Annotated in this window: 17 protein-coding genes; 15 read left to right on the top strand and 2 right to left on the bottom strand. The window is 69.0% G+C overall.

Features of this window, described 5'->3' with window-relative positions; genetic code table 11:
- Nucleotides 1-128: 128 nt before the first annotated feature.
- The 8 genes from EZ216_RS20845 to EZ216_RS20810 all read left to right on the top strand — a co-directional run bounded on the left by EZ216_RS20845 (nt 129) and on the right by EZ216_RS20810 (nt 9,428).
- On the top strand, nt 129-1,757 hold the full coding sequence (locus tag EZ216_RS20845; protein WP_135251730.1) for a long-chain fatty acid--CoA ligase: 1,629 nt from the start codon (nt 129-131) through the stop codon (nt 1,755-1,757).
- Between the two features lie 135 nt (nt 1,758-1,892).
- Complete coding sequence (locus EZ216_RS20840) at nt 1,893-2,675, top strand: ABC transporter ATP-binding protein (RefSeq protein WP_135251729.1); 783 nt, start codon at nt 1,893-1,895, stop codon at nt 2,673-2,675.
- 109 nt (nt 2,676-2,784) lie between these two features.
- Entirely contained in the window at nt 2,785-3,501 is a 717-nt protein-coding gene (locus EZ216_RS20835; protein WP_135251728.1) for an ABC transporter ATP-binding protein, read from the top strand.
- A gap of 13 nt (nt 3,502-3,514) precedes the next feature.
- A complete protein-coding gene (locus tag EZ216_RS20830; protein ID WP_135251727.1) occupies nt 3,515-4,387 on the top strand; it encodes a branched-chain amino acid ABC transporter permease in 873 nt (290 codons plus the stop codon).
- 2 nt (nt 4,388-4,389) lie between these two features.
- Entirely contained in the window at nt 4,390-5,379 is a 990-nt protein-coding gene (locus EZ216_RS20825) for a branched-chain amino acid ABC transporter permease (RefSeq protein WP_135251726.1), read from the top strand.
- A 63-nt stretch (nt 5,380-5,442) separates the two neighbouring features.
- Nucleotides 5,443-6,651: an ABC transporter substrate-binding protein gene (locus EZ216_RS20820; RefSeq protein WP_135251725.1), complete on the top strand. Its 1,209-nt coding sequence runs from the start codon at nt 5,443-5,445 to the stop codon at nt 6,649-6,651.
- 243 nt (nt 6,652-6,894) lie between these two features.
- Nucleotides 6,895-7,473, top strand: a complete 579-nt coding sequence (locus EZ216_RS20815; RefSeq protein WP_135251724.1) for an HdeD family acid-resistance protein — start codon at nt 6,895-6,897, stop codon at nt 7,471-7,473.
- Between the two features lie 398 nt (nt 7,474-7,871).
- Nucleotides 7,872-9,428, top strand: a complete 1,557-nt coding sequence (locus EZ216_RS20810) for a DNA recombination protein RmuC (protein ID WP_239024471.1) — start codon at nt 7,872-7,874, stop codon at nt 9,426-9,428.
- A 4-nt stretch (nt 9,429-9,432) separates the two neighbouring features.
- Here the strand turns inward: EZ216_RS20810 and EZ216_RS20805 are convergent, their stop codons facing one another.
- Nucleotides 9,433-11,280 carry a PAS domain-containing sensor histidine kinase gene (locus EZ216_RS20805; RefSeq protein WP_167773013.1) on the bottom strand — a complete coding sequence of 616 codons (1,848 nt, stop codon included), beginning with the start codon at nt 11,278-11,280 and terminating at the stop codon, nt 9,433-9,435.
- Nucleotides 11,281-11,559: 279 nt separating this feature from the next.
- Here EZ216_RS20805 and EZ216_RS20800 point away from each other — a divergent pair, with 279 nt between their 5' ends.
- Together EZ216_RS20800 and EZ216_RS20795 are read left to right on the top strand one after the other, a co-directional pair.
- Nucleotides 11,560-12,384, top strand: coding sequence for a glycine zipper 2TM domain-containing protein (locus EZ216_RS20800; RefSeq protein WP_239024470.1), 825 nt, complete (start codon nt 11,560-11,562; stop codon nt 12,382-12,384).
- Between the two features lie 208 nt (nt 12,385-12,592).
- Nucleotides 12,593-13,606 (top strand): glycosyltransferase family 2 protein, encoded by a 1,014-nt coding sequence (locus EZ216_RS20795; RefSeq protein WP_167773012.1) that lies wholly within the window; start codon nt 12,593-12,595, stop codon nt 13,604-13,606.
- On the opposite strand, the gene EZ216_RS20790 is transcribed toward EZ216_RS20795, so the two are convergent.
- Entirely contained in the window at nt 13,603-14,655 is a 1,053-nt protein-coding gene (locus tag EZ216_RS20790; RefSeq protein WP_135251721.1) for an AraC family transcriptional regulator, read from the bottom strand. The two genes, EZ216_RS20795 and EZ216_RS20790, sit on opposite strands and share 4 nt — an antisense overlap.
- A 125-nt stretch (nt 14,656-14,780) precedes the next feature.
- On the opposite strand from EZ216_RS20790, the gene EZ216_RS20785 reads away from it, so the two are divergent.
- The 5 genes from EZ216_RS20785 (at nt 14,781) to EZ216_RS20765 (ending at nt 21,239) form a co-directional block, all read left to right on the top strand.
- On the top strand, nt 14,781-16,409 hold the full coding sequence (locus tag EZ216_RS20785) for a carboxyl transferase domain-containing protein (RefSeq protein ID WP_135251720.1): 1,629 nt from the start codon (nt 14,781-14,783) through the stop codon (nt 16,407-16,409).
- Nucleotides 16,410-16,527: 118 nt separating this feature from the next.
- Nucleotides 16,528-17,670, top strand: coding sequence for an acyl-CoA dehydrogenase family protein (locus EZ216_RS20780; protein ID WP_239024469.1), 1,143 nt, complete (start codon nt 16,528-16,530; stop codon nt 17,668-17,670).
- Between the two features lie 128 nt (nt 17,671-17,798).
- A complete protein-coding gene (locus tag EZ216_RS20775) occupies nt 17,799-18,584 on the top strand; it encodes an enoyl-CoA hydratase/isomerase family protein (RefSeq protein ID WP_135251718.1) in 786 nt (261 codons plus the stop codon).
- Between the two features lie 19 nt (nt 18,585-18,603).
- The gene (locus EZ216_RS20770; protein WP_135251717.1) at nt 18,604-19,239 is read left to right on the top strand and encodes a DUF4126 domain-containing protein; all 636 of its coding nucleotides are present in this window, start codon (nt 18,604-18,606) and stop codon (nt 19,237-19,239) included.
- 8 nt (nt 19,240-19,247) lie between these two features.
- Nucleotides 19,248-21,239, top strand: coding sequence for an acetyl/propionyl/methylcrotonyl-CoA carboxylase subunit alpha (locus tag EZ216_RS20765; protein WP_135251716.1), 1,992 nt, complete (start codon nt 19,248-19,250; stop codon nt 21,237-21,239).
- Nucleotides 21,240-21,438: the final 199 nt, after the last annotated feature.

Below are 21,438 nucleotides of genomic sequence, written 5' to 3'. Positions count from 1 at the left end.
TGCGTCCTCTGCGTTTCCTCTGCGTCCTCTGCGTAAGGGTGTCCGCTCCCGACTTCCTCATGGTTTCCCGCAGTGCCGTGCGTGCCCCGCTGCGGCTGCAATGGCGGCACCGACCACAAGGAGTGCCCATGCAGACCACCATGATGGACGTGCCGCTGTCCGTGAACCACCTGCTGGAGCGTGCGGGGCGGCTGTTCGCGGGCAACGAGATCGTTTCGCGGTTGCCGGACAAGTCGCTGAAGCGGCACACCTATGGCGAGTTCTACCGGCGCACGCGCGCGCTCGCCAGCGCGCTGCAGAAGGCGGGCCTGAAGAAGGGCGACCGCGTCGCGACGCTCTGCTGGAACCACCACGCCCACCTGGAGTGCTACTTCGGTATCCCGGCCGCGGGCGGCGTGATGCACACGCTGAACCTGCGGCTGTCGCCGGAAGAGATCGGCTGGATCGCGGGGCACGCGAACGACCGCTTCCTGGTCGTCGACGACGTGCTGCTGCCGCTCTACAGGCAATTCGCGGGCGCGCATGCCTTCGAGAAGGTGATCGTGTTCCCCTTCTCCGGCCAGCCGGTGCCGGAAGGTTTCGAGAACTACGAAGCATGGCTGGATCGCGCGGACCCGGACGGCTTCGAGTACGCGCCGCACGACGAGAACGATCCCATCGCCATGTGCTACACGTCCGGCACGACCGGCCGGCCCAAGGGCGTGGCGTACTCGCACCGCTCCACGGTGCTGCACACATTGGTGGCCAGCCTGGGCGACTTCTGGGGCCTGCGCGGCACCGACGTCGTGCTGCCGGTCACGCCCATGTTCCACGCCAACAGCTGGGGCATGCCGTATGGCGCCGTGATGATGGGCGTGAAGATGGTGTTCCCCGGGCCGCACCTGCACCCCGACGACCTGCTCGACCTGATGCAGCAGGAGCCGCCCACGCTGGCGCTGGGCGTGCCGACCATATGGATGGGGTTGATCCAGGCCTACGAAGCATCGTTGTCCGAGGGATCGCCGAACAGGGGCCGCTGGAAGCTGCCGCAGGGCATGAAGTCGCTGGTGGGGGGCGCGGCGGTGCCCGAGTCGCTGATCCGCGCTTTCGACAAGCACGGCATCTGGATCCTGCAGGGCTGGGGCATGACGGAGACCTCGCCCGTCTGCACCATCTCGTATCCGCGCGCGGAGCTGCGAGGGGCCGGCATGGACGAGCGCTACCGCCGGGCCGCCATGGCCGGTGTGCCGGTGCCGCTGGTCGAACTGCGAGTGCGTGGCGACGAAGGCGACGAGGCGTGGGACGGCAAGAGCGTGGGCGAGATCCAGGTGCGCGGCCCCTTCATCACCGGCAGCTACCACGAGGTGCCGCGCGAGCGCGAGAAATTCACCGGCGACGGCTGGCTGCGCACCGGCGACGTCGCATCGGTCGACGCGCTGGGCTTCGTGCGCATCAGCGACCGCACCAAGGACCTGATCAAGTCGGGCGGCGAGTGGATCAGCTCGGTGGACCTGGAGAACGCCGTGATGGCGCACCCCGCCGTCGCCGAAGCCGCGGTGATCGCCATCCCCGACGAGAAGTGGAGCGAGCGGCCGCTGGCCTGCGTGGTGAAGAAGCCGAACCAGGAGGTGACGGCCGAAGACCTGAACGCGCACCTGCTGAAGAGCGGCTTCGCGAAGTGGCAGCTGCCGGATCGCTACGAGTGGCTCGATGCGGTGCCGAGAACATCGACCGGCAAGTTCTGGAAGCTGAAGCTGCGCGAGCGGTTCCCGCGCTGAGTTGCCGACGGGCTTGTTGCAGTGCCGCAAGCGTTTGACGCCCAAGCGACAAGCCGCCGGGTTTCCACGGGTGCCGGTGCACCGAACGCAAAGCGATAAACGCGCGTCTCAAGACGCAAGCCCGAACAAAAAGACATGCCTGACGCCGACGCCCGCCCCTTGCTGGAAGTGAAGGGCGTGACCGTCCGCTTCGGCGGCATCACGGCCCTGGACGGCATCACGTTTTCCATTTCGCGCGGCGCCATCACGGGGCTCATCGGTCCCAACGGCGCGGGCAAGACCACGCTCTTCAATTGCCTGTCGCGGCTCTACCAGTTCAGCGACGGCGAGATCCTGTTCGAGGGCCAGCCGCTGCGGGCGCATCCGGCACATGCCATCGCGGCGCTGGGCATCGGCCGCACGTTCCAGAACCTCGCGCTCTTCCGCACGATGAGCGTGCGCGACAACGTCATGCTGGGCGGCCATTGCCGCAGCGGCACGGGCTTTCTCGGCAACGCGCTGCGGCTGCCTTCCGTGCGGCGCGAAGAGCGGATGCTGGGCGAGCAGGCTGCCCGCATGATCGACCTGCTGGACCTGGGCGAGGTTGCGCACCGGCCGGTGTCCGACCTTTCGTTCGGCACCGCCAAGCGCGTGGAATTCGCGCGGGCGCTGATGAGCCGGCCCAAGCTGCTGCTGCTGGACGAACCGGCCGGCGGGCTCAATCATGAAGAAGTGGACGGCCTGCGGCTGTTGCTCAGGCGCATCCAGTCGGAGCTGTCGCTCACCATCCTGCTGGTGGAGCACCACATGAACCTGGTGATGCGCGTGTCCGACCAGGTGGTGGCGCTGGATTTCGGCAGGAAGATCGCCGACGGCACGCCGGCGCAAGTGCAGGCGCATCCCGACGTGGTGCGCGCGTACCTGGGGGTGGAAGCATGAACAAGCTCCGTCATTCCCGCGAAGGCGGGAATCCATGGCTTCCATGCGGCGGCCCTGGGGGAGCCATGGATCCCCGCCTTCGCGGGGATGACGCTGTGAGGCGGCGGGTATGAGTGCCCCTCTGCTGCAGGTCACGAACCTCCACGCGCAGTACGGCCCCACCAAGGTGCTGCACGGCATCGCCTTCGAGGTGAAGCAGGGCGGCATCACCACCATCCTGGGCGCCAACGGCGCGGGCAAGACCACCACGCTGCGCGCCATGTGCGGCATGGTGAAGACGCAGGGCGAGGTGCGGCTGGAGGGCCAGCGCATCGACGGCAAGGCCACCGAAGACATCGTGCGGCTGGGCGTGGCCCACGTGCCGGACGGGCGCGGCACTTTCCTCAACCTCACCGTCGAAGAGAACCTGCGCCTGGGCGCCTACACGCGCAAGGACCGGCAGCAGGTGCAACAGGACTTCGAGCGCATGTACGGCTATTTCCCTCGCCTGAAGGAGCGGCTGCGCCAGCAGGCCGGCACCCTGTCGGGCGGCGAGCAGCAGATGCTGGCGGTGTCGCGCGCGCTGATGCTCAGGCCGAAATTGCTGCTGCTGGACGAGCCCTCGTTCGGGCTGGCGCCGCGCATCGTGCAGGAGATCTTCGAGATCTTCGGCGAGATCAGCAGGACCGAAGGCACCAGCATGCTGCTGGTGGAGCAGAACGCTTCGCTGGCGTTGAAGCTGGCCGACCACGCCTACCTGCTGGAGACGGGCCGCGTGGTCATCAGCGGCAGCGCCGAATCCATCCGCAACGACGAAGCGGTGCGCCGCTCGTACCTGGGTTATTGAAGGAGGCGCACGCGTGGACCTGCTGCTGCACCAGATCCTGGCGGGCCTGGCCACCGGGGGCATCTATGCCAGCGTGGCGCTGGCGCTGGTGATGATCTACCAGGCCACGCACCTGGTGAACTTCGCCCAGGGCGAGATGGCGATGTTCGCCACCTACATCGCCTGGTCGCTGCTGCAGGCCGGGCTGCCGTACTGGGCCGCGTTCTTCCTCACCGTGGGCATCGCCTTTGCCGCCGGCGTGGTGATCCAGCGCGTGATCATGCGGCCGGTGGAGAACGCGCCGGTGCTGTCGGTGGTCATCGTCTTCATCGGCCTGCTGGCCATCTTCAACAGCGTGGCCGGCTGGATCTACACGTACACGATCAAGCCGTTCCCCAGCCCGTTCCAGGGCGCGGCGCCGCCCGCGGGCGACCAGTGGTTGTCGCCGCACGAGCTGGGCTCGATGGCGGTGACGCTCATCGTGCTGGGGCTGGTGTTCGCGTTCTTCCGCTTCACGCCGCTGGGCCTGGCCATGCGCGCGGCGGCGCAGAACCCGGTGTCCAGCCGCTTGGTGGGCGTGCGCGTGAGCTGGATGCTGGCGCTGGGTTGGGGCCTGGCGTCGGCCATCGGCGCGGTGGCGGGGATCATGGTGGCGCCGGTGGTGTTCCTGGAGCCCAACATGTTCGGCGGCATCCTGCTGTATGCCTTCGCGGGGGCGCTGCTGGGCGGCATCGACAGCCCCGGCGGCGCGGTGCTCGGCGGCTTCCTGGTCGGCGTGCTGGAGAACGTGGTCGGCCTGTACCTGGGCACGGAACTCAAGCTGACCGTCGCGTTGATCATCATCATCGCGGTGCTGGTGGTGCGGCCTTCGGGGCTGTTCGGCAAGGTGCACGTGGCGAGGGTGTGACGATGGAAACCGCCAACCGCCAACTCGCCGCCATGCCCGGCTTTTCGCGCAAGCAGGTCATCGCTCTCGTGGTGCTGCTGGTGCTCGCGTGCGTGCTGCCTTTCGTGCTGGGCAACTACCGCGTGTTCCAGCTCACGCTGGCGCTGGCCTACGCCATCGCGCTGCTCGGGCTGAACATGCTGACCGGCTACAACGGCCAGATCTCGCTGGGGCACGGCGCGTTCTTCGCCATCGGCGCGTACGCCGCGGCCATCCTGATGGACAAGGGCGACCTGCCGTACTGGGCCACCATTCCCATCGCGGGTTTGGCGTGCCTGGTGGCGGGCTTCCTGTTCGGGTTGCCCGCGCTGCGGCTGGAAGGCCTGTACCTGGCGCTGGCGACTTTCGCGCTGGGCGTGGCCATGCCGCAGATCCTGAAATACAAGGGGCTGGAGCACTGGACCGGCGGCAGCATGGGGGTGGTGATCATCAAGCCCGACCCGCCCGGCTGGGCTGCCGCCCTCAACCAGGACCAGTGGCTGTACTTCTTCACCCTGGCGTGGACGCTGCTGCTGTTCGTGGCCGGCTGGAACCTGCTGCGCGGCCGCGTGGGCCGCGCGCTGGTGGCCATCCGCGACCAGCCCACCGCGGCACAGGCCATGGGCGTGAACACCGCGCTGTACAAGTCGCTGACCTTCGGCGTGTCGGCCATGTACACCGGCGTGGCGGGCGCGCTGTCGGCCATCGCGGTGCAGTTCGCCTCGCCCGACTCGTTCACCATCTTCCTGTCGCTCACGCTGCTGGTGGGCGTGGTGGTGGGCGGGCTGGCTTCCATCTCGGGGGCGTTCTACGGCGCGCTGTTCATCCAGTTCGTGCCCAACGTCGCCGACCAGATTTCCAAAGCCGCGCCGTGGGCCATCTACGGCGTGTTCCTGATCGCATTCATGTACCTCATGCCCGCGGGCGTGGCCGGCCTGGTGAAGCTGGTCCGGCGCCGCCTGGGCTTCCGGTAGCGAGCTGCGGCCCGCGTTCTTCGTGTGCAAGTGCCTCTCGTGTTTGTTGAAAGGAAGGACACCATGACCTCCACCAAGCTTTCCCGCCGTTCCCTCGTGCTGGGCACGGGCGCCGCCGCCGGCGCCGCGCTGCTGCCGCTGCGCTCGTTCGCGCAGGCCAAGGAGATCAAGCTCGGCCAGACCATGCCGTACAGCGGCCCCGCCAGCGCCTACGCCACCATCGGCAAGGTGGAGCAGGCGTACTTCAAGATGGTCAACGACAACGGCGGCGTCAACGGCCGCATGATCAACCTGCTGTCGGTGGACGACGGCTACAGCCCGCCCAAGGCCGTGGAGCAGGTGCGCAAGCTGGTGGAGCAGGACGACGTGCTGGCGCTGTTCCAGACGCTGGGCACGCCCAGCAACAGCGCCATCCACAAGTACGTCAACGCCAAGAAGGTGCCGCACCTGTTCGTGGCCACCGGCGCGACGAAGTGGAACGATCCCAAGAACTACCCCTGGACGTTCGGCTTCAACCTCAGCTACCAGACCGAAGGCGAGATCTACGCGCGCTACATCCTGAAGGAGAAGCCCAACGCGAAGATCGCCATCCTTTACCAGAACGACGACTACGGCAAGGACGTGCTGGCGGGCGTGAAGCGCGTGCTGGCGGGCGACAAGGCCAAGATGATCGTGGCCGAGGCGACCTACGAGGTGACCGATCCCACGGTGGATTCGCAGATCCTGACGCTGAAGGCTTCCAACGCCGACACGCTGATCAACATCACGACGCCGAAGTTCGCCGCGCAGTCCATCCGCAAGGTGGCCGACATCGGCTGGAAGCCGCTGCACTTCATCAACAACGTCGGCGCGTCGGTGGGTTCGGTGCTGACGCCCGCGGGCCTGGACAAGTCGGTGGGCCTGATCACCGTGCAGTACTACAAGGACGCCAACGATCCGCAGTGGAAGGACGACCCGGCCATGCTGGCCTGGCGCGGCTTCATGGGCAAGTATTACCGCGACGGCAACCCGGCGGACGCCAGCAACATCTACGGGGTGATCGCGGCGGAGCTGATGGTGCAGGTGCTCAAGCAGTGCGGCAACGACCTCTCGCGCGACAACATCAGGAAGCAGGCCGAGAACATCAAGGACTTCAAGTCGGGGCTGCTGCTGCCGGGCATCGCGATGAACACCAGCGCGACGGACCATGCGCCGGTGGAGCAGGCGCAGCTGTCGAAGTTCGATGGGAAGCAGTGGGTGCTGTTCGGGCCGGTGTTGGGTGGGGCGGGTTGACAGCGGCCGATGGCGGGACGTGAAGGGGAGCGGGGCCTGCGGGTCCCGCTTTTTTTTTGGCCGCCCACAGCGCGATCGCCATACTCGACCTTCCGCTCGTTGAGCCGCGGCGAGCCATGAGGGTCTGCGGTGCATGGCCGTTTCCGATTCGAAACCTGCCGGCGATTGACATGGGCGTTCGCGCGAACTAGTTTTTTCGAGCGGCCGGCGCCGCCGGCCCGTTCATTCCGAAAGGAGCCCTCCATGGCCACACTCACCGGTTTCCACCTTGGTCCCGAGAGTCCCGACGCGAGACGCGCGATGGGTTCGCAATGGAAATGGCTCGTGCTCTTCGGCGTGTTGCTCGTCGCGCTGGGCGTGATCGCCTTCATGTACCTTCCGCAGGCCACCGAAGTCTCGGTGTACATCGTGGGCATCTGCATGCTGATCGGTGCCGCGGCGCAGCTTGCGCTCGCCATCGCGATCGGCCGGGCGGGCAGCCATGTTTCGCTGCTGCTGAGCGCTCTCCTCTACGGCGTGGCGGGCGCGCTTGCCGTCGCCAACCCTGCGATGGCGGCGCAGGCCCTGACGCTGTGGCTGGCCTTCATGCTGATCTTCTCGGGTGCCACGCGCTTCTGGTGGAGCTTTCTGCTGCGCACCCTGAAAGGCTGGGGCTGGATAACCGCATCGGCGATCGTGAGTGTGGTCGCCGGGATCGTGCTCATCGCCGGCTGGCCCGCCAATGCGATCTGGCTACCGGGCATGGTGCTGTCCATCGACCTCATGTGGCAGGGGGCCACCGCGATCGGGTTCGGCGTGACACTGCGCCAATTCGCGCGCTAACTGTTTCGCACCCGGAAGGAGATCGGGACCCCCCAAGGGAACCCTCGACTACAAGGAATCGGACCTGGACGGGCCGGCCGGCGCCGGGCTGGGCGCGCTGCTCGGCGGCCTGGCTGGCATGTTCGCCGGGCCCGTTCACAGATCGAAACGCGCATTCTCGGAGTTGCGCGCCAACGACGAGCGGCGCTTCACGAAGGTCGACGAGGCGGAATAGCTGGGCGCCGCCCTTGTCTAGCTAGCCGCGCCTTCGCGGGGCAGGCTCCTATGGAGGGAGGCTGCCAGAAGGCCGACGTGCCGGTCTGACAGCGGTCGGATTGCACACTGCCGCGCCGTTTCAGCTCCTCTTCCCGCCGCCCCGGCTGGCTGCGGTTATCCTGCCGCTTCTGGAGATATTCACAGTGGATTCGATCTGGTTGGCGTTCCTCGCCCTGCTGGCCGGCCTGGGCGCCGGTGCCGCGCTGGTGGCCTTTGCCGGCCGCGGGCGCGCGGCGGCGCAGGTGGACGCCGCGGTCGCACGGGCGGAGGCCACGCTGAAGGAACAGCTGTCGGAGTCGCGCGAGCGCGCCCGGCAAGCCGAAGCCGCGCTGCAAGCCGAGCGCGCTGAGCTGGCGCAGCTGCAATCGCAGACCGCGCTGCTGCGCGACCAGCTGGATGCCGCGCGCGACGAGACCGCCAAGCTCGGTGAGCGCGCCGCGGGCCTGGAGCCGCTGCGCGCGCAGCTGCAGGCGACGGAATCGCGCGAGGCGGAGCTGCGCGGCCGCATCGGCACGCTGGACGTGCAAGCCGCGGAGCTGCAGGCGCGCGTGGAAGCGGAGCGCCGCGCGGCGCAGGAAAGGCTGCAGGAACTGGTGGCCGCGCGCGAGGCGCTGTCCAACCAGTTCAAGGCGCTGGCCAACGAAATCCTGGAAGAGAAGTCCAGGCGCTTCGCCGAGCAGAACCGCGAGTCGCTGGGCCAGCTGCTGGATCCGCTGCGCACGCAGATCGCGGAGTTCAAGGGCAAGGTCGAAGAGGTCTACGTCAACGAAGGCAAGGACCGCTCGGCGCTGTCCAAGCAGGTGGAGCAGCTGCTGGCGCTGAACCAGTCGCTGAGCCAGGACGCGCAGAACCTGACGCTGGCGCTCAAGGGCAACAACAAGGCGCAAGGCAACTGGGGCGAGCTGGTGCTCGAGCGGGTGCTGGAGGCGTCCGGCCTGCGCAAGGGCGAGGAATACGTGGTGCAGGACTACCAGGTGCGCGACGACGGCAGCCGCGCGCAGCCCGACGTGGTGGTGCACCTGCCCGACGAGCGGCGCCTGGTCATCGATTCCAAGGTGTCGCTGATCGCGTACGAGGAATACGTGCTGGCCGAGACCGACACCGACCGCGCGGCGGCATTGAAGCGGCACCTCGATTCGACGCGCGGCCACATGAAGGACCTGTCGGGCAAGAACTACCAGGCGCTGTACGGCTTCAAGTCGCTGGACTTCGTGCTGCTGTTCGTCCCCATCGAACCGGCCTTCATGGCGGCGGTGTCCGGCGACGACAAACTGTTCATGGATGCGTGGGAAAAGAACGTGCTGCTGGTCAGCCCTTCCACGCTGCTGTTCGTGGTGCGCACGGTGGCGCACCTGTGGCGGCAGGAAGCGCAAGGCCGCAACGCGCAGGAGATCGCCAAGCGGGGCGCCGAGCTGTACGACCGGCTGAGTGACTTCGTGAAGGAACTGCAGCAGGTGGGCACGCGCATCGACCAGGCGCGCGACGCCTACACCGACGCGTTCAACAAGCTGTCGAAGAACCGCGGCAACGTGATCCGCCAGGCCGAGATGCTGAAGGACCTGGGCGTGAAGCCGACGAAGGCGCTGCCCGCCGCGGTGGTGGAAGCCGCCACGTCCGACGAAGTCGCCGTCATCGCGCCGCTGGCCGTGCGCGCGGCGGAGAACACGCCGCAGCTGGGCACCACGCCGCCGCTGCTCTGACGGGTCAGCGCGCCACCGGCAGCCGCACGACGAACGTGCTGCCTTCCCCCAGCCCCGCGCTTTCCGCCTGCACCGTGCCGTGGTGCAGTTCCACCAGCTTCTTCACCAGCCACAGCCCGATGCCCAGGCCGCCTTGCGCGTGGCTGAGCGTCTTCTCGCCCTGGGCGAACAGGTCGAACACGTGGGGCAGCGTGTCGGCCGCGATGCCGGCGCCGTTGTCGGTGACGCGGATGGTGGCGATGCCGTTGTCCACCGTGCCCGCCACTTCGATGCGGCCGCCGCGCGCGGTGTACTTCACCGCGTTGTTCACCAGGTTCGCCACCACCTGCGCCAGCCGCGTCAGGTCGCCGTGCAGCGGCACCGGCTGCGCGGGCAACTGCACCACCAGTTCGTGGCCGGCGGCCTGCACGCCCGGTTCGCTGGCTTCCAGCGCGTGCGTGACCACCTGCTCCAGCGTCAGCGGCTGCAGGCGCAATTCCAGCCGGTCGCGCGTGATGCGCGAGACGTCCAGCAGGTCGTCCACCAGCCGCACCAGGTGCAGCAGCTGCCTTTCCATCATGTCGCGCGTGCGCGCGGCCACCGGCGGCAGTTCCTCGACGCGGCGCAGGATCTCCAGGCCGTTGCGGATGGGCGCCAGCGGGTTGCGCAGCTCGTGCGCCAGCGTGGCGATGAATTCGTCCTTGCGGCGGTCGGCTTCCACCACGTCGGTGATGTCGGTGGACACGCCGCACACCGCGTAGGCCTCGCCCGACTCGTCGAAGAGCGGGAACTTGCTGGTGCGGAAGGTGACGGCGCGGCCGCGCGCGCTGATCTTCTCTTCCAGCACCACCGCCTCGCCCGTGGCCAGCACGTGCCGGTCCATGCGGCGGATCGAGGCCGCGGTCTCGGCGTCGAAGAGCCGTTCGACGCTGGCGTTCGCCGCCTGCTCGCGCGACAGGTTGTGGTGCGCGCGCCAGGCGCCGTTCGAAAGGATGTAGCGGCCCTCCAGGTCCTTGGCGTAGACCAGCGACCCGGCGCCTTCGATCACCGATTCGGTCAGCCGCTGCGCGATGCGCAGCTTGCGTTCGGCCACGCGTTCGGCGGTCACGTCGCGCGCGGCGCAGATGCCGCGCAGCGGCACCATCCTGCCTTCGACTTCCTGGAACACGATCTGCAGCCGGATGTGCAGCCAGCGGGTCAGGCCGCTGGGCAGCAGCCCGCGCACGTCGATGGCCAGGTGCCCGCCGTTCGCGGGGTTGAGCACGTGCATGATGGCCTGCACGTAGCGTTCGCGGTCGTCCGGGTGCACGCGGTCGAAGATGGCCTGGCGCGGCACCGTCATCTCGCCGTCGCCCAGTTCCAGCAGCCGGGCCAGGCCGGCCGAGATGTGGTTCTGGTCGGTGCGGTAATCGATGTCGGCCATCACCAGGCCGGCGGCCTTGATGCCCATCTCCAGCTTCAGGTGTTCGGCGATGAGTTCCGCCTGGGCCTTCCTGCTTTCGGTCACGTCGCGCGCGATGCCCAGCAAGCCGATCAGCCGGCCGGCGTCGTCGCGCAGCGGCGTCTTGCGCGTGGCCCAGTAGCGCAAGTTGCCGCCGGGCGTGGGAACCGCCTCGTCGGTCTGGGTCGCCTGGCCCGTTTCCAGCACCCGCCGGTCGACCGCCATGATGCGGCGGGCCACCTCTTCCGGCATGACTTCCAGGTCGGTGCGGCCGAGGGTGCTCTCGCGCGTGCGGCCCATGACCGCCAGCGCCGCCGCGTTGACGAAGCGGTAGCGCCCCTCCAGGTCCTTGGCGAAGATGACGTCGTCGGTGGACTCGGCGATCTTGGCCAGCAGGCCTGCGTCGGCGAAAGGGGAGGGGTCTTGCTTCATGTCTGGTGGGCGGCGGGCCGCGGCGCGATCATCGCCGAGTTCATGCCGCGGCAGCGCCGGATACGCGGTTTTCCCAATCAGGTGCCTCTCTGCTGCAACAGACTTCGTGGCTCGTGAAATAGTGCCCGCCGCCGATCGGGAGCCCGAACTCAACGGCAACCGTGTGTTCTCGCGGCCATGTTGGGGACACGAACCGAAACATTCCCTCATCATGGGTTCGTCATCCGCCGTTAATCTCGGCCGTTAACTGATCTGACAAACCCAATAAGGAGGTCCGGCATGTCCGCTGTCCTGTCCCAAGAGCAACAAAAGCCCTCGTCTTCCCTGGCCGCCGTGCCCAAGGCCGTGTGGGCCGTGCTGGGCGCGCTGGCGCTCGCCACCGCGGGCCTGGCCGGCGCGCTGGTGACCCGCGCCACGAACCCGCCCGCGCAGCCCGCCGTCGCGGCCGCGCCGCTGGCGGCACCCGTCACGCCCGCGCCGCAGGAAACCGTGGCCAAGGCCATCCCGCAAGCCCCGGCCGACATGCCGGAAGCCGGTCCCGCGCCCAAGCCGCAGCCCAAGCCCGTGCACAAGCCGGCGCCGGCCAAGGTGCAACAGGCCAGCGGCAGCGCGCAGCAATCGCATGCGCCCGTGCCCCAGCCCGCGCCGCAAGGCATGCAGGTCGCGCAAGGCGCCGGCCCCGCTCCCGCGCCCGCGCCGGTGGTGGTACAGGCCCCGGTCTGCCAAACCTGCGGCACCGTGCAGTCGGTGACCGAGGTCAAGCAGAAGGCGCAGCAAGGCAGCGGCGTCGGTGCCGCGGGTGGCGCCGTGCTGGGCGGCCTCCTGGGCAACCAGGTGGGCCACGGCAATGGCCGCGCGGCGATGACCGTGCTGGGTGCCGTCGGCGGCGGCTTCGCCGGCAACGAGATCGAGAAGCACGTGCGCACCACCACCGTGTACGACGTGAGCGTGCGCATGGAAGACGGCAGCTACCGCACCATCCGCCAGGCGTCGCCGGTGTCCGTGGGCACCCCGGTCGTGGTGGAAGGCAACCAGCTGCGCGTTGGTGGTGGCGGCGGCGCTTCGGCACCGGCCCAACCGGCGGTCATCCGCACCAACGGCTGAACGCACGCTGACCGGAAACGGCGGCGGTCTCGCGCATGCGCGGGGCCGCCGCCGTAGTCATTTGGCGCGCCACATCGGCCCGCCCGGGCTATGGCGAAGCAGCTCGTGCATTCGCAGAATCGGCTCAATGCGAGTGCTTCACCGGACCAGTGCCAGTGGACAGGATGGGACCCCGGCGCCCACCGCTTCCCGGCACACCGCGCGAGTCGTGTCCCCGCGCTTCACCATCGTCGTCCCCCTCTTCAACAAGGCCCGCTTCATCCGCGGCGCGCTGCATTCCGCGCTGGCGCAGACGCGCCGCGACCTGGAAGTGATCGTCGTGGACGACGGGTCCACCGATGAAGGCGCGGCCATCGTCGAGGCCTGCACCGATCCGCGCGTGCGGCTGATCCGGCAAGCCAATGCGGGCGTGTCGATCGCGCGCAACCAGGCCATCGCGGCGGCGCGCGGCGAATGGGTGGTGTTCCTGGACGCCGACGACTGGCAGCATCCGCGATTCCTCGAAGCGCTGGCCCGCGTGCAGGACGCGCACCCGGGCCTGGACTGCGTGGCCACGCGCTTCCATGAGTTCGCCGACGACAGCGGCGCGCCGCCGGCGGCCTGGTGCGTTCCGCAGGGCGAGCCCGCGGTGGAGTTGATCCCCGACCTGGCCGCGCGGTGGATGAAGGGGCCGACGCTGTTCACCGGTTCCATCGCCATCCGGCATTCGCTGCTGCGCGAGCTGCAGCCTTGTTTCCGCCCCGGCGAGCACTTCGGCGAAGACCTCGACCTGTGGTTCCGCGTGTCCGAGCGCACGCCCATCGCGCTGATCGACGTGCCGCTGGCCGGCTACCGCGTCGGCCAGCAGGACAGCCTGAGCGTGGTGCACCGTCCGCGCGAGCTGCCCGCGTGGACCGGCCGGCTGCGCGAACGCGTCAACTGCGAAGGGTTCAATCCGGTGAGGCGGCGCAGCGCGCTGACCCTCGTGGCGCAGATGCACGTGACGGAGGCGCGCGTCGCCCTGGTGGCCGGCGAGCGCGGCAAGGCGATCGCGCACTGGCTGCGCGGCGCTGCCGCCTGGACCACGCCGCGCTGGTGGCTCACGGCTTTCATGCTGGCGTGGCCGGCCGAAGCGGTGCGCGCGCACCAGCGGCCCGCGCCCGTCGCCGCCCCGGCGCCGGCGCCTGAACCGGAAGAGTCGCCCGCCAGCGTGTGGCCGCCGTTCGCCGCGGCCGAACACTAGGAACCAGGCTCCTGGCGTCCGGCGCGGAACTCGCCGGGCGTCACGCCCACATGCGCCTTGAAGGCGCGCGCGAAGCTTTTCTCGTGGCGGAAGCCGACGGCCGCCGCCACCTGCTTCACCGGCCGCGAGGTGCGCAGCAGCAGGTCGCGCGCGCGGTCCAGCCGCACTTCGTCCTTCAGCTGCTGCAGGCTGGCGCCTTCGTCTTTCAGCTGGCGGTGCAGTGTGCGCGCCGACACGTTGAGGAGCTGCGCCACGCCTTCGGCGTTCTGCGTGGCCTGCGGGTGCGCGGCCAGCACCTGCCGCACCTGCGGCACCAGCAGCCGGTCGCGGCGGTACTGCAGCACCGTGATCGCCAGCGCGCGCTGACGCAGCATCTGCGTCAGCGCGCGTTCGTCGCGCCGCAGCGGCAGCGCGAGGTACTGCGCGTCGAAGTGGATCGCGGCCCCGTCCGCCTGCGCGTCGAACGCCACCGTGCCGCCCGGGAACATGTGCGCGTACGCGTCGGCGTGCGGCGGCGCGGCGAAGGGGAACAGCGCGCCGTGCAGCGGGATGCGCGAGTCGACGTACCAGCAGGCCAGCCCGTGCACGTTGCGCAGCAGGAAGGCGATGCTCAGCTCGCGCACGTCCGCCGGCAGGCGGCGGTGCTCGGCCCAGCGGATCGACGCGACCGAACCGGCCACCTGAAGTTCGAGCGCGACATCGTCGGTCAGCAAGCCGTGGTGGCGGCACCAGCGCCGCAAGGCGACACTCAGGTCGGGCGCAGTGAGCGAAGCGCGCGCCAGCAGGCCGTAGCTGCCCCAGCGCAGGCGCCGCTGGAAGGCGCCCAGGCCCTCGTCGTCCAGCTCTTCCATCGCGGTGGCGCTCAGCACCTCCATCTGCCGGGCGGTCATGCGGCCGTCCACGGCGCGCAGCTGGGCTGGCGTGATCTGTGCCGCGCGCAGGGGCCCGGCGGGATCGGCACCGGCGCGCCGGCAGGCGGCCGCGATGGCTCGGGCGAAAGCCATGGGCGTGACCGCGGCGGGCGACCGCGCCGGACGGGATGAGGGCATACCCGGAGTGTCGCGGCCGGTGGCAGGATTTGCAACCCGGCGGGCAGCCGTGGACGGCCCTCATGGCGTAGGCTCCGCCTCCTGGCCGCCATCGCGCGCGCCGCCGAAGAGGACACCGAAGAGACATGCCGATCCTGGAATCCCAACTCAATCCCCGCTCCGCCGAGTTCCAGGCCAATGCCGAAGTGATGCGCGGCCTGGTGGCCGACCTGCAGGCGCAACTGGACAAGGCCGCGGCCGGCGGCGGCGAAGCCGCGCGGGCCAGGCACACCGCTCGCGGCAAGCTGCTGCCGCGTGACCGCGTGACCAACCTGCTGGACCCCGGCACGCCTTTCCTGGAACTGGCGCCGCTGGCCGCGCATGCCATGTACAACGGCGACGCGCCCAGCGCGGGCGTCATTGCGGGCATCGGCCGCGTGAGCGGGCGCGACGTCATGATCGTGTGCAACGACGCCACGGTGAAGGGCGGTACCTACTACCCGATGACGGTGAAGAAGCACCTGCGCGCGCAGGAGATCGCGCTGCAGAACCGCCTGCCGTGCATCTACCTGGTGGACAGCGGCGGCGCCAACCTGCCCAACCAGGACGAAGTGTTCCCCGACCGCGAGCACTTCGGCCGCATCTTCTACAACCAGGCCAACATGAGCGCGCAGGGCATCGCGCAGATCGCGGTGGTCATGGGTTCGTGCACGGCCGGCGGCGCGTACGTGCCGGCGATGAGCGACGAGACCATCATCGTGAAGAACCAGGGCACCATCTTCCTGGGCGGCCCGCCGCTGGTGAAGGCGGCCACCGGCGAGATCGTGTCGGGCGAAGAGCTGGGCGGCGGCGACGTGCACACGCGCCTGTCGGGCGTGGCCGACCACCTGGCGCAGAACGACCTGCACGCGCTGGCGCTGGCGCGCCAGGCCGTGGCCAGCCTCAACCGCGAGAAGGTGCCGCCGGTGGAACTGCGCGAGCCGCGCCCGCCGAAGTACGACCCGAAGGAGCTGCACGGCGTCATCCCGACGGAAGTGCGCAAGCCCTACGACGTGCGCGAGGTCATCGCGCGCATCGTGGACGGCAGCGAGTTCCACGAATTCAAGTCGCGCTGGGGCGGCACGCCCGGCGGCTCGTCCACCACGCTGGTGTGCGGCTTCGCGCACATCGAAGGCATGCCGGTGGGCATCATCGGCAACAACGGCATCCTGTACAGCGAGTCGGCGCAGAAGGGCGCGCACTTCATCGAACTGTGCTGCCAGCGCAAGGTGCCGCTGGTGTTCCTGCAGAACATCACCGGCTTCATGGTCGGCAAGAAGTACGAGAACGAAGGCATCGCGCGCCACGGCGCGAAGATGGTCACCGCGGTGGCCACGGCCAGCGTGCCCAAGTTCACCATCATCATCGGCGGCAGCTTCGGCGCCGGCAACTACGGCATGTGTGGCCGCGCCTACTCGCCGCGCTTCCTCTGGATGTGGCCCAACGCGCGCATCTCCGTCATGGGCGGCGAGCAGGCGGCCAGCGTGCTGGCTACCGTGAAGCGCGACGGCATCGAGGCGAAGGGCGGCCAGTGGTCGGCGGATGAAGAGGCTGCTTTCAAGCAGCCGCTGCTGGACCAGTTCGCCTATCAGTCGCACCCGTACTACGCCAGCGCGCGGCTGTGGGACGACGGTGTGATCGACCCGGCCGACACGCGCCGCGTGCTGGCGCTGGGGTTGTCGGCGTCGCTGAACGCGCCGATCGGGGAACCGAAGTTCGGGGTGTTCCGGATGTAAACGACAACAGGCGTCATCCCCGCGAAGGCGGGGACCCATGGCTCCGCGCCTTCTTCGCGGCGATGCATGAAAGCCATGGATTCCCGCCTCCGCGGGAATGACGGGAAAGGAGCGGCACGTGAATTCCACAACCACCATCTACGACACCCCCGAACACCAGACCCTGCGCGACCAGGTGGCGCGCTTCATCGCGAAGGAAGTCGAGCCGCACGCCGACGCCTGGGAAGAGCAGGGCTTCGTTCCCCGCGATGTGCTGCGCCGCATGGGCCAGGCCGGCCTGTTCGGGCTGATGTACGAGAGCGAGTACGGTGGGGCCGATGCCGACGCGTTGACCAACCTGGTGTTCGCCGAGGCGCTGTCGCAGTCCACCTACGCGGGCTTCATCATCACTGTGCTGGTGCACACCGACATGGCCGGCCCGCACCTGCACCACGCGGGTTCGCCGGCGCAGAAGGACAAGTACCTGCGCAAGGTGACGGCGGGCGAGCTGATCTGCGCGGTGGGCATCACCGAACCCGGCGCCGGCAGCGACGTCGCGGGCATCCGCACGAAGGCCGTGCGCGACGGCGACCACTGGGTGCTGAACGGCACCAAGATGTTCATCACCAACGGCGTGAAGGGCGACCTGTACTTCGTCGCCGCCAAGACCGGCCCGGGCAAGCGCGAAGTCTCGATGTTCATCGTCGAGAAAGGCACGCCGGGTTTCACGGTCGGGCGCGCGCTGAAGAAGACCGGCTGGCTGTCCAGCGACACCGCGGAACTGGTGTTCGACAACGTGCGCATCCCCGCCGCCAACCTGCTGGGCGAGGAGGGCAAGGGCTTCTACTCGGTGATGAAAAACTTCCAGACCGAGCGCATCGCGCTGGCCGCCATGGCGGTGGGCCACTGCACGCGCGCGCTGGAACTGACACTGGACTACGTGCGCCAGCGCGAGGCTTTCGGCGGCCCGCTGTGGAACCAGCAGGCGATCCGCCAGCGCCTGTCCATGCTCGACGCGAAGACGCGCGCCGCGCGCGCCTTCCTCTACCAGTGCGCCTGGCGAGTGACGCAGGGCCACGACATCGTGCAGGACGTGTCCATGCTCAAGGCGCTGACCGGCGAGCTGGTCAACGAGGTGGTGCAGAACTGCCAGCAGTTCCACGGCGGCATGGGCTACGTGCGCGAGACCGCCATCGAACGCCTGTGGCGCGACGCGCGCATCCTGGCCATCGGCGGCGGCGCCACCGAGGTGATGCTGGAGGAAGTGGCCAAGCGCTACTGACCGCGCATGAAGACCCGCGCCGCGACCTGCCGCAGCCTGTTCACCCGATCCCCGTCCACGTGGCAGCCGCGCGCGGGCGAATTCCTCGATGCCCCGGGCTTTCCCGCCCTCCGACCCAAGGACCCTCCATGAAGCACCTGCTCCTGTCCACAGCCGGCGGCGTGACCACCGTCACCCTCAACCGTCCGGAGATGCGCAATGCGTTCAACGACGAGGTCATCACCGAAATGACCGCCGTGCTGCACGAGCTGGGCAAGCGGCCCGAGGTGCGCTGCGTCGTGCTGGCCGGCAACGGCCCGGCGTTCTGCGCGGGCGCCGACCTGAACTGGATGAAGAGCATCGCCAACTACACGCGCGAGCAGAACCTGGAAGATGCGGGCGCCCTGGCGCGCATGCTGGAGGTGCTGCACCGTCTGCCCAAGCCGACCATCGCGCGCGTGCACGGCGACACGTACGCGGGCGGCATGGGCCTGGTGAGCGCGTGCGACGTCGCCATCGCGGCCGACACGGTGAACTTCTGCCTGAGCGAGACGCGGCTGGGGCTGATCCCGGCCACCATCAGCCCCTACGTCATCCGCGCGATGGGCGCGCGCGCGGCGCACCGCTGGTTCCTCAGCGCCGAGCGCTTCGATGCCGCCGAGGCGCACCGCATCGGCTTCGTGCACGAGGTGGTGCCGGCGGCGCAGCTGGACGCCAAAGTCGCCGAGATCGCGCAGGCGCTGGTGAACTGCGGGCCGGAAGCGGTGAAGGCCTGCAAGGAATTGCTGCACGACGTGGCGGGGCATCCGATCACCGCCGGATTGATCCAGCGCACGGTGGACGGCATCGCCGACATCCGGGTGAGCGACGAGGGACGCGAGGGCGTGCGGTCGTTCCTGGAAAAGCGCAAGCCGAATTGGTTGCTGCCGCAATGACGGACCACCGCGTCACGCGATGAACAACATCCCCGCCCTCCTCGACCCGCCGCAGTTCCTCGCGCTGGCCGCCGCGCTCGGCTGGGCGAGCGGTTTCCGCCTTTACGCGGCGGTGTTCCTCACCGGCCTGGCGGGCCACATGGGCTGGATCGAACTGCCGCACGGCCTTCACGTGCTGCAGCAGCCGGCGGTCCTGGTCGCCAGCGGCTTCATGCTGTTCATCGAGTTCTTCGCCGACAAGATCCCCTACGTCGACACGATCTGGGACACGGTGCACACGCTGATCCGCATCCCCGCGGGCGCCGCGCTGGCCGCCGGGGCAATGGGCGCCGACGGGACGACGTGGACCTGGGTGGCCGCGCTGCTGGGTGGCGGCCTGGCCGCGACCAGCCACGTCACCAAGTTGACCGCGCGCGCGGCGGTCAACACCTCGCCCGAGCCGTTTTCCAACATGGCCGTCTCGCTGTTCGAGGACGGCGCGGTCGTGTTCCTGCTGTGGTTGTGCGCGGCGCATCCGGCGGTGTTCACGATGGTGCTGCTGGCCAGCGTGGTCATCTGCATCCTGCTGCTGGTGGTGCTGCTCAAGTTCCTGCAGGTCGTGGTGCGCGAGGTGCGCGGTTTTTTCGCGGGGCGCGCCACGCCCCGCATCCGATGAGAAGCAACATGTTCAAGAAGATCCTGATCGCCAACCGCGGAGAGATCGCCTGCCGCGTGGCCGCCACCGCGCGCCGCATGGGCCTCCGCACCGTCGCCGTGTATTCCGACGCGGACGCCAACGCCAAGCACGTCGCCGCCTGCGACGAAGCCGTGCACCTGGGCGGCAGCGCGCCCAAGGACAGCTACCTGCGCTGGGAACGCATCCTGGAAGCGGCGAAGGCGACGGGCGCCGAAGCCGTGCACCCGGGTTACGGCTTCCTGAGCGAGAACGAAGATTTCGCGCAGGCCTGCCAGGCCGCGGGGCTGGTGTTCATCGGCCCGCCGGCTTCGGCCATCCAGGCCATGGGCCTGAAGGCCGAGTCCAAGCGGCTGATGGCGCAGGCCGGCGTGCCGCTGGTGCCGGGCTATCACGGCCAGGACCAAGACGGGCAGTTGCTGAAGAAGGAAGCCGACCGCATCGGCTACCCCGTGCTGATCAAGGCCAGCGCGGGCGGCGGCGGCAAGGGCATGCGCGCGGTGGACAGGGCCGAGGACTTCGAGGCCGCGCTCGCTTCCTGCCGGCGCGAGGCGAAGAACAGCTTCGGCGACGACGCGGTGCTGGTCGAAAAGTACGTGCAGCGCCCGCGGCACATCGAGATCCAGGTGTTCGGCGACACGCAAGGCAACTGCGTGTGGCTGTTCGAGCGCGACTGCTCGGTGCAGCGGCGTCACCAGAAGGTGCTGGAAGAAGCGCCGGCGCCCGGCATGACGCCCGAGATGCGCAAGCGCATGGGCGAAGCCGCGGTGGCCGCGGCGCGTGCCGTCAACTACGTCGGCGCGGGCACGGTGGAGTTCATCGTCGAGCAGCGCGGCAAGGAGATGGACTTCTTCTTCATGGAGATGAACACGCGCCTGCAGGTGGAGCACCCGGTGACCGAAGCCATCACCGGTTTGGACCTGGTCGAGTGGCAACTGCGCGTGGCGGCCGGCCAGCCGCTGCCGCTGAAGCAGGACGAGCTGCGCATCCACGGCCATGCCATCGAGGCGCGCATCTGCGCCGAAAACCCCGACAACAACTTCCTGCCGGCGACGGGGCGCCTGCTGGTGTATCGCAAGCCCGAGTGCAGCGCCTTCACCATCTCCGACGTGCGCGTGGACGACGGCGTGCGAGAAGGCGACGAGATCTCGCTGTTCTACGACTCCATGATCGCCAAGCTGATCGTGCACGGCGACACGCGCGAGCAGGCGCTGGCGCGGCTGGACGAGGCGCTGGCGCGCACGCACATCGTGGGTCTGGCCACCAACGTGCAGTTCCTGCGCCACGTGGTGAAGAGCCGCTCGTTCGCGCAGGCCGACCTGGACACGGCGCTGATCCCGCGCGAGCAGGCCGCGCTGTTCAAGCAGGACAAGGTGGGCCTGCCGCTCGCCGCCGCCGCTGCGGTCGCCGCGACGTTGAAGCGCGAGAAATCGCTGGAAGGCCGCGACCCGTTCAGCCGGCGCGACGGCTGGCGCTCGCATGGCGCCACCACCCGGCGCTTCGCTTTCCAGTTCGGCGGCGAGGCGAAGCAGGCCGACCTGGCCTACCTGCACGACGGCGGGCTGTCGCTCACCGTGGGCAACCTCAGCGGCCCGCTGCACTGGCAACCGCGCGGCGACGCGCTGGACGTGCAATTCGCTGGCCGGCGCGCGCTGGCGCATGTGTATGCGCAAGGCGAAGTTGATCATGTGTTCACGCCGGAAGGTGCCGCGCAGATCGTCGCGGTCGACCTGCTGGCGCACGCGGGCGAGGGCGAGTCCGACGGTGGCCGCCTCACCGCGCCGATGCCGGGGAAGGTCGTGTCGTTCGCGGTGAAGGCGGGCGATGCGGTGAAGAAGGGGCAGGCGCTGGCGGTGATGGAGGCGATGAAGATGGAACACACCATCGCCGCGCCGGCCGATGGAACGGTGGCGGAAGTGCTGTATGCGCCGGGGGACCAGGTGGCGGAGGGAGCGGAGCTGCTCAAGCTGGCCGCGGCATGAACGACCCCATTGGCGTCATTCCCGCGAAGGCGCACTGCTGTCCGGAATCGGGAAGCGGGTTTGAAGGCTGGCGCTGGGAGGAGGTGGGGGGAAGGCGCTGGCGGACTTGAATTCGGCCGGTCCATACAGTGTGTATGGGGCCGCGGGGGCGAAAAGGTGTTGCGGAGATGGTTGAGGGGGGTTAAACCCCGAGCGCCAA

The organism is Ramlibacter humi (genome assembly GCF_004681975.1).
GTDB lineage: Bacteria > Pseudomonadota > Gammaproteobacteria > Burkholderiales > Burkholderiaceae_C > Ramlibacter > Ramlibacter humi.
This window is presented reverse-complemented; position numbering and strand designations above follow the sequence as displayed.

What these genes read in the sequence shown, in the direction of transcription:
- EZ216_RS20840 (WP_135251729.1), top strand. Translation starts at nt 1,893, where the DNA reads ATGCCTGACGCCGACGCCCGCCCCTTGCTGGAAGTGAAGGGCGTGACC.
- EZ216_RS20835 (WP_135251728.1), top strand. Translation starts at nt 2,785, where the DNA reads ATGAGTGCCCCTCTGCTGCAGGTCACGAACCTCCACGCGCAGTACGGC.
- EZ216_RS20785 (WP_135251720.1), top strand. Translation starts at nt 14,781, where the DNA reads ATGCCGATCCTGGAATCCCAACTCAATCCCCGCTCCGCCGAGTTCCAG.
- EZ216_RS20845 (WP_135251730.1), top strand. Translation starts at nt 129, where the DNA reads ATGCAGACCACCATGATGGACGTGCCGCTGTCCGTGAACCACCTGCTG.
- EZ216_RS20820 (WP_135251725.1), top strand. Translation starts at nt 5,443, where the DNA reads ATGACCTCCACCAAGCTTTCCCGCCGTTCCCTCGTGCTGGGCACGGGC.
- EZ216_RS20825 (WP_135251726.1), top strand. Translation starts at nt 4,390, where the DNA reads ATGGAAACCGCCAACCGCCAACTCGCCGCCATGCCCGGCTTTTCGCGC.
- EZ216_RS20815 (WP_135251724.1), top strand. Translation starts at nt 6,895, where the DNA reads ATGGCCACACTCACCGGTTTCCACCTTGGTCCCGAGAGTCCCGACGCG.
- EZ216_RS20770 (WP_135251717.1), top strand. Translation starts at nt 18,604, where the DNA reads ATGAACAACATCCCCGCCCTCCTCGACCCGCCGCAGTTCCTCGCGCTG.
- EZ216_RS20765 (WP_135251716.1), top strand. Translation starts at nt 19,248, where the DNA reads ATGTTCAAGAAGATCCTGATCGCCAACCGCGGAGAGATCGCCTGCCGC.
- EZ216_RS20805 (WP_167773013.1), bottom strand. Translation starts at nt 11,280, where the DNA reads ATGAAGCAAGACCCCTCCCCTTTCGCCGACGCAGGCCTGCTGGCCAAG.
- EZ216_RS20775 (WP_135251718.1), top strand. Translation starts at nt 17,799, where the DNA reads ATGAAGCACCTGCTCCTGTCCACAGCCGGCGGCGTGACCACCGTCACC.
- EZ216_RS20800 (WP_239024470.1), top strand. Translation starts at nt 11,560, where the DNA reads ATGTCCGCTGTCCTGTCCCAAGAGCAACAAAAGCCCTCGTCTTCCCTG.
- EZ216_RS20790 (WP_135251721.1), bottom strand. Translation starts at nt 14,655, where the DNA reads ATGCCCTCATCCCGTCCGGCGCGGTCGCCCGCCGCGGTCACGCCCATG.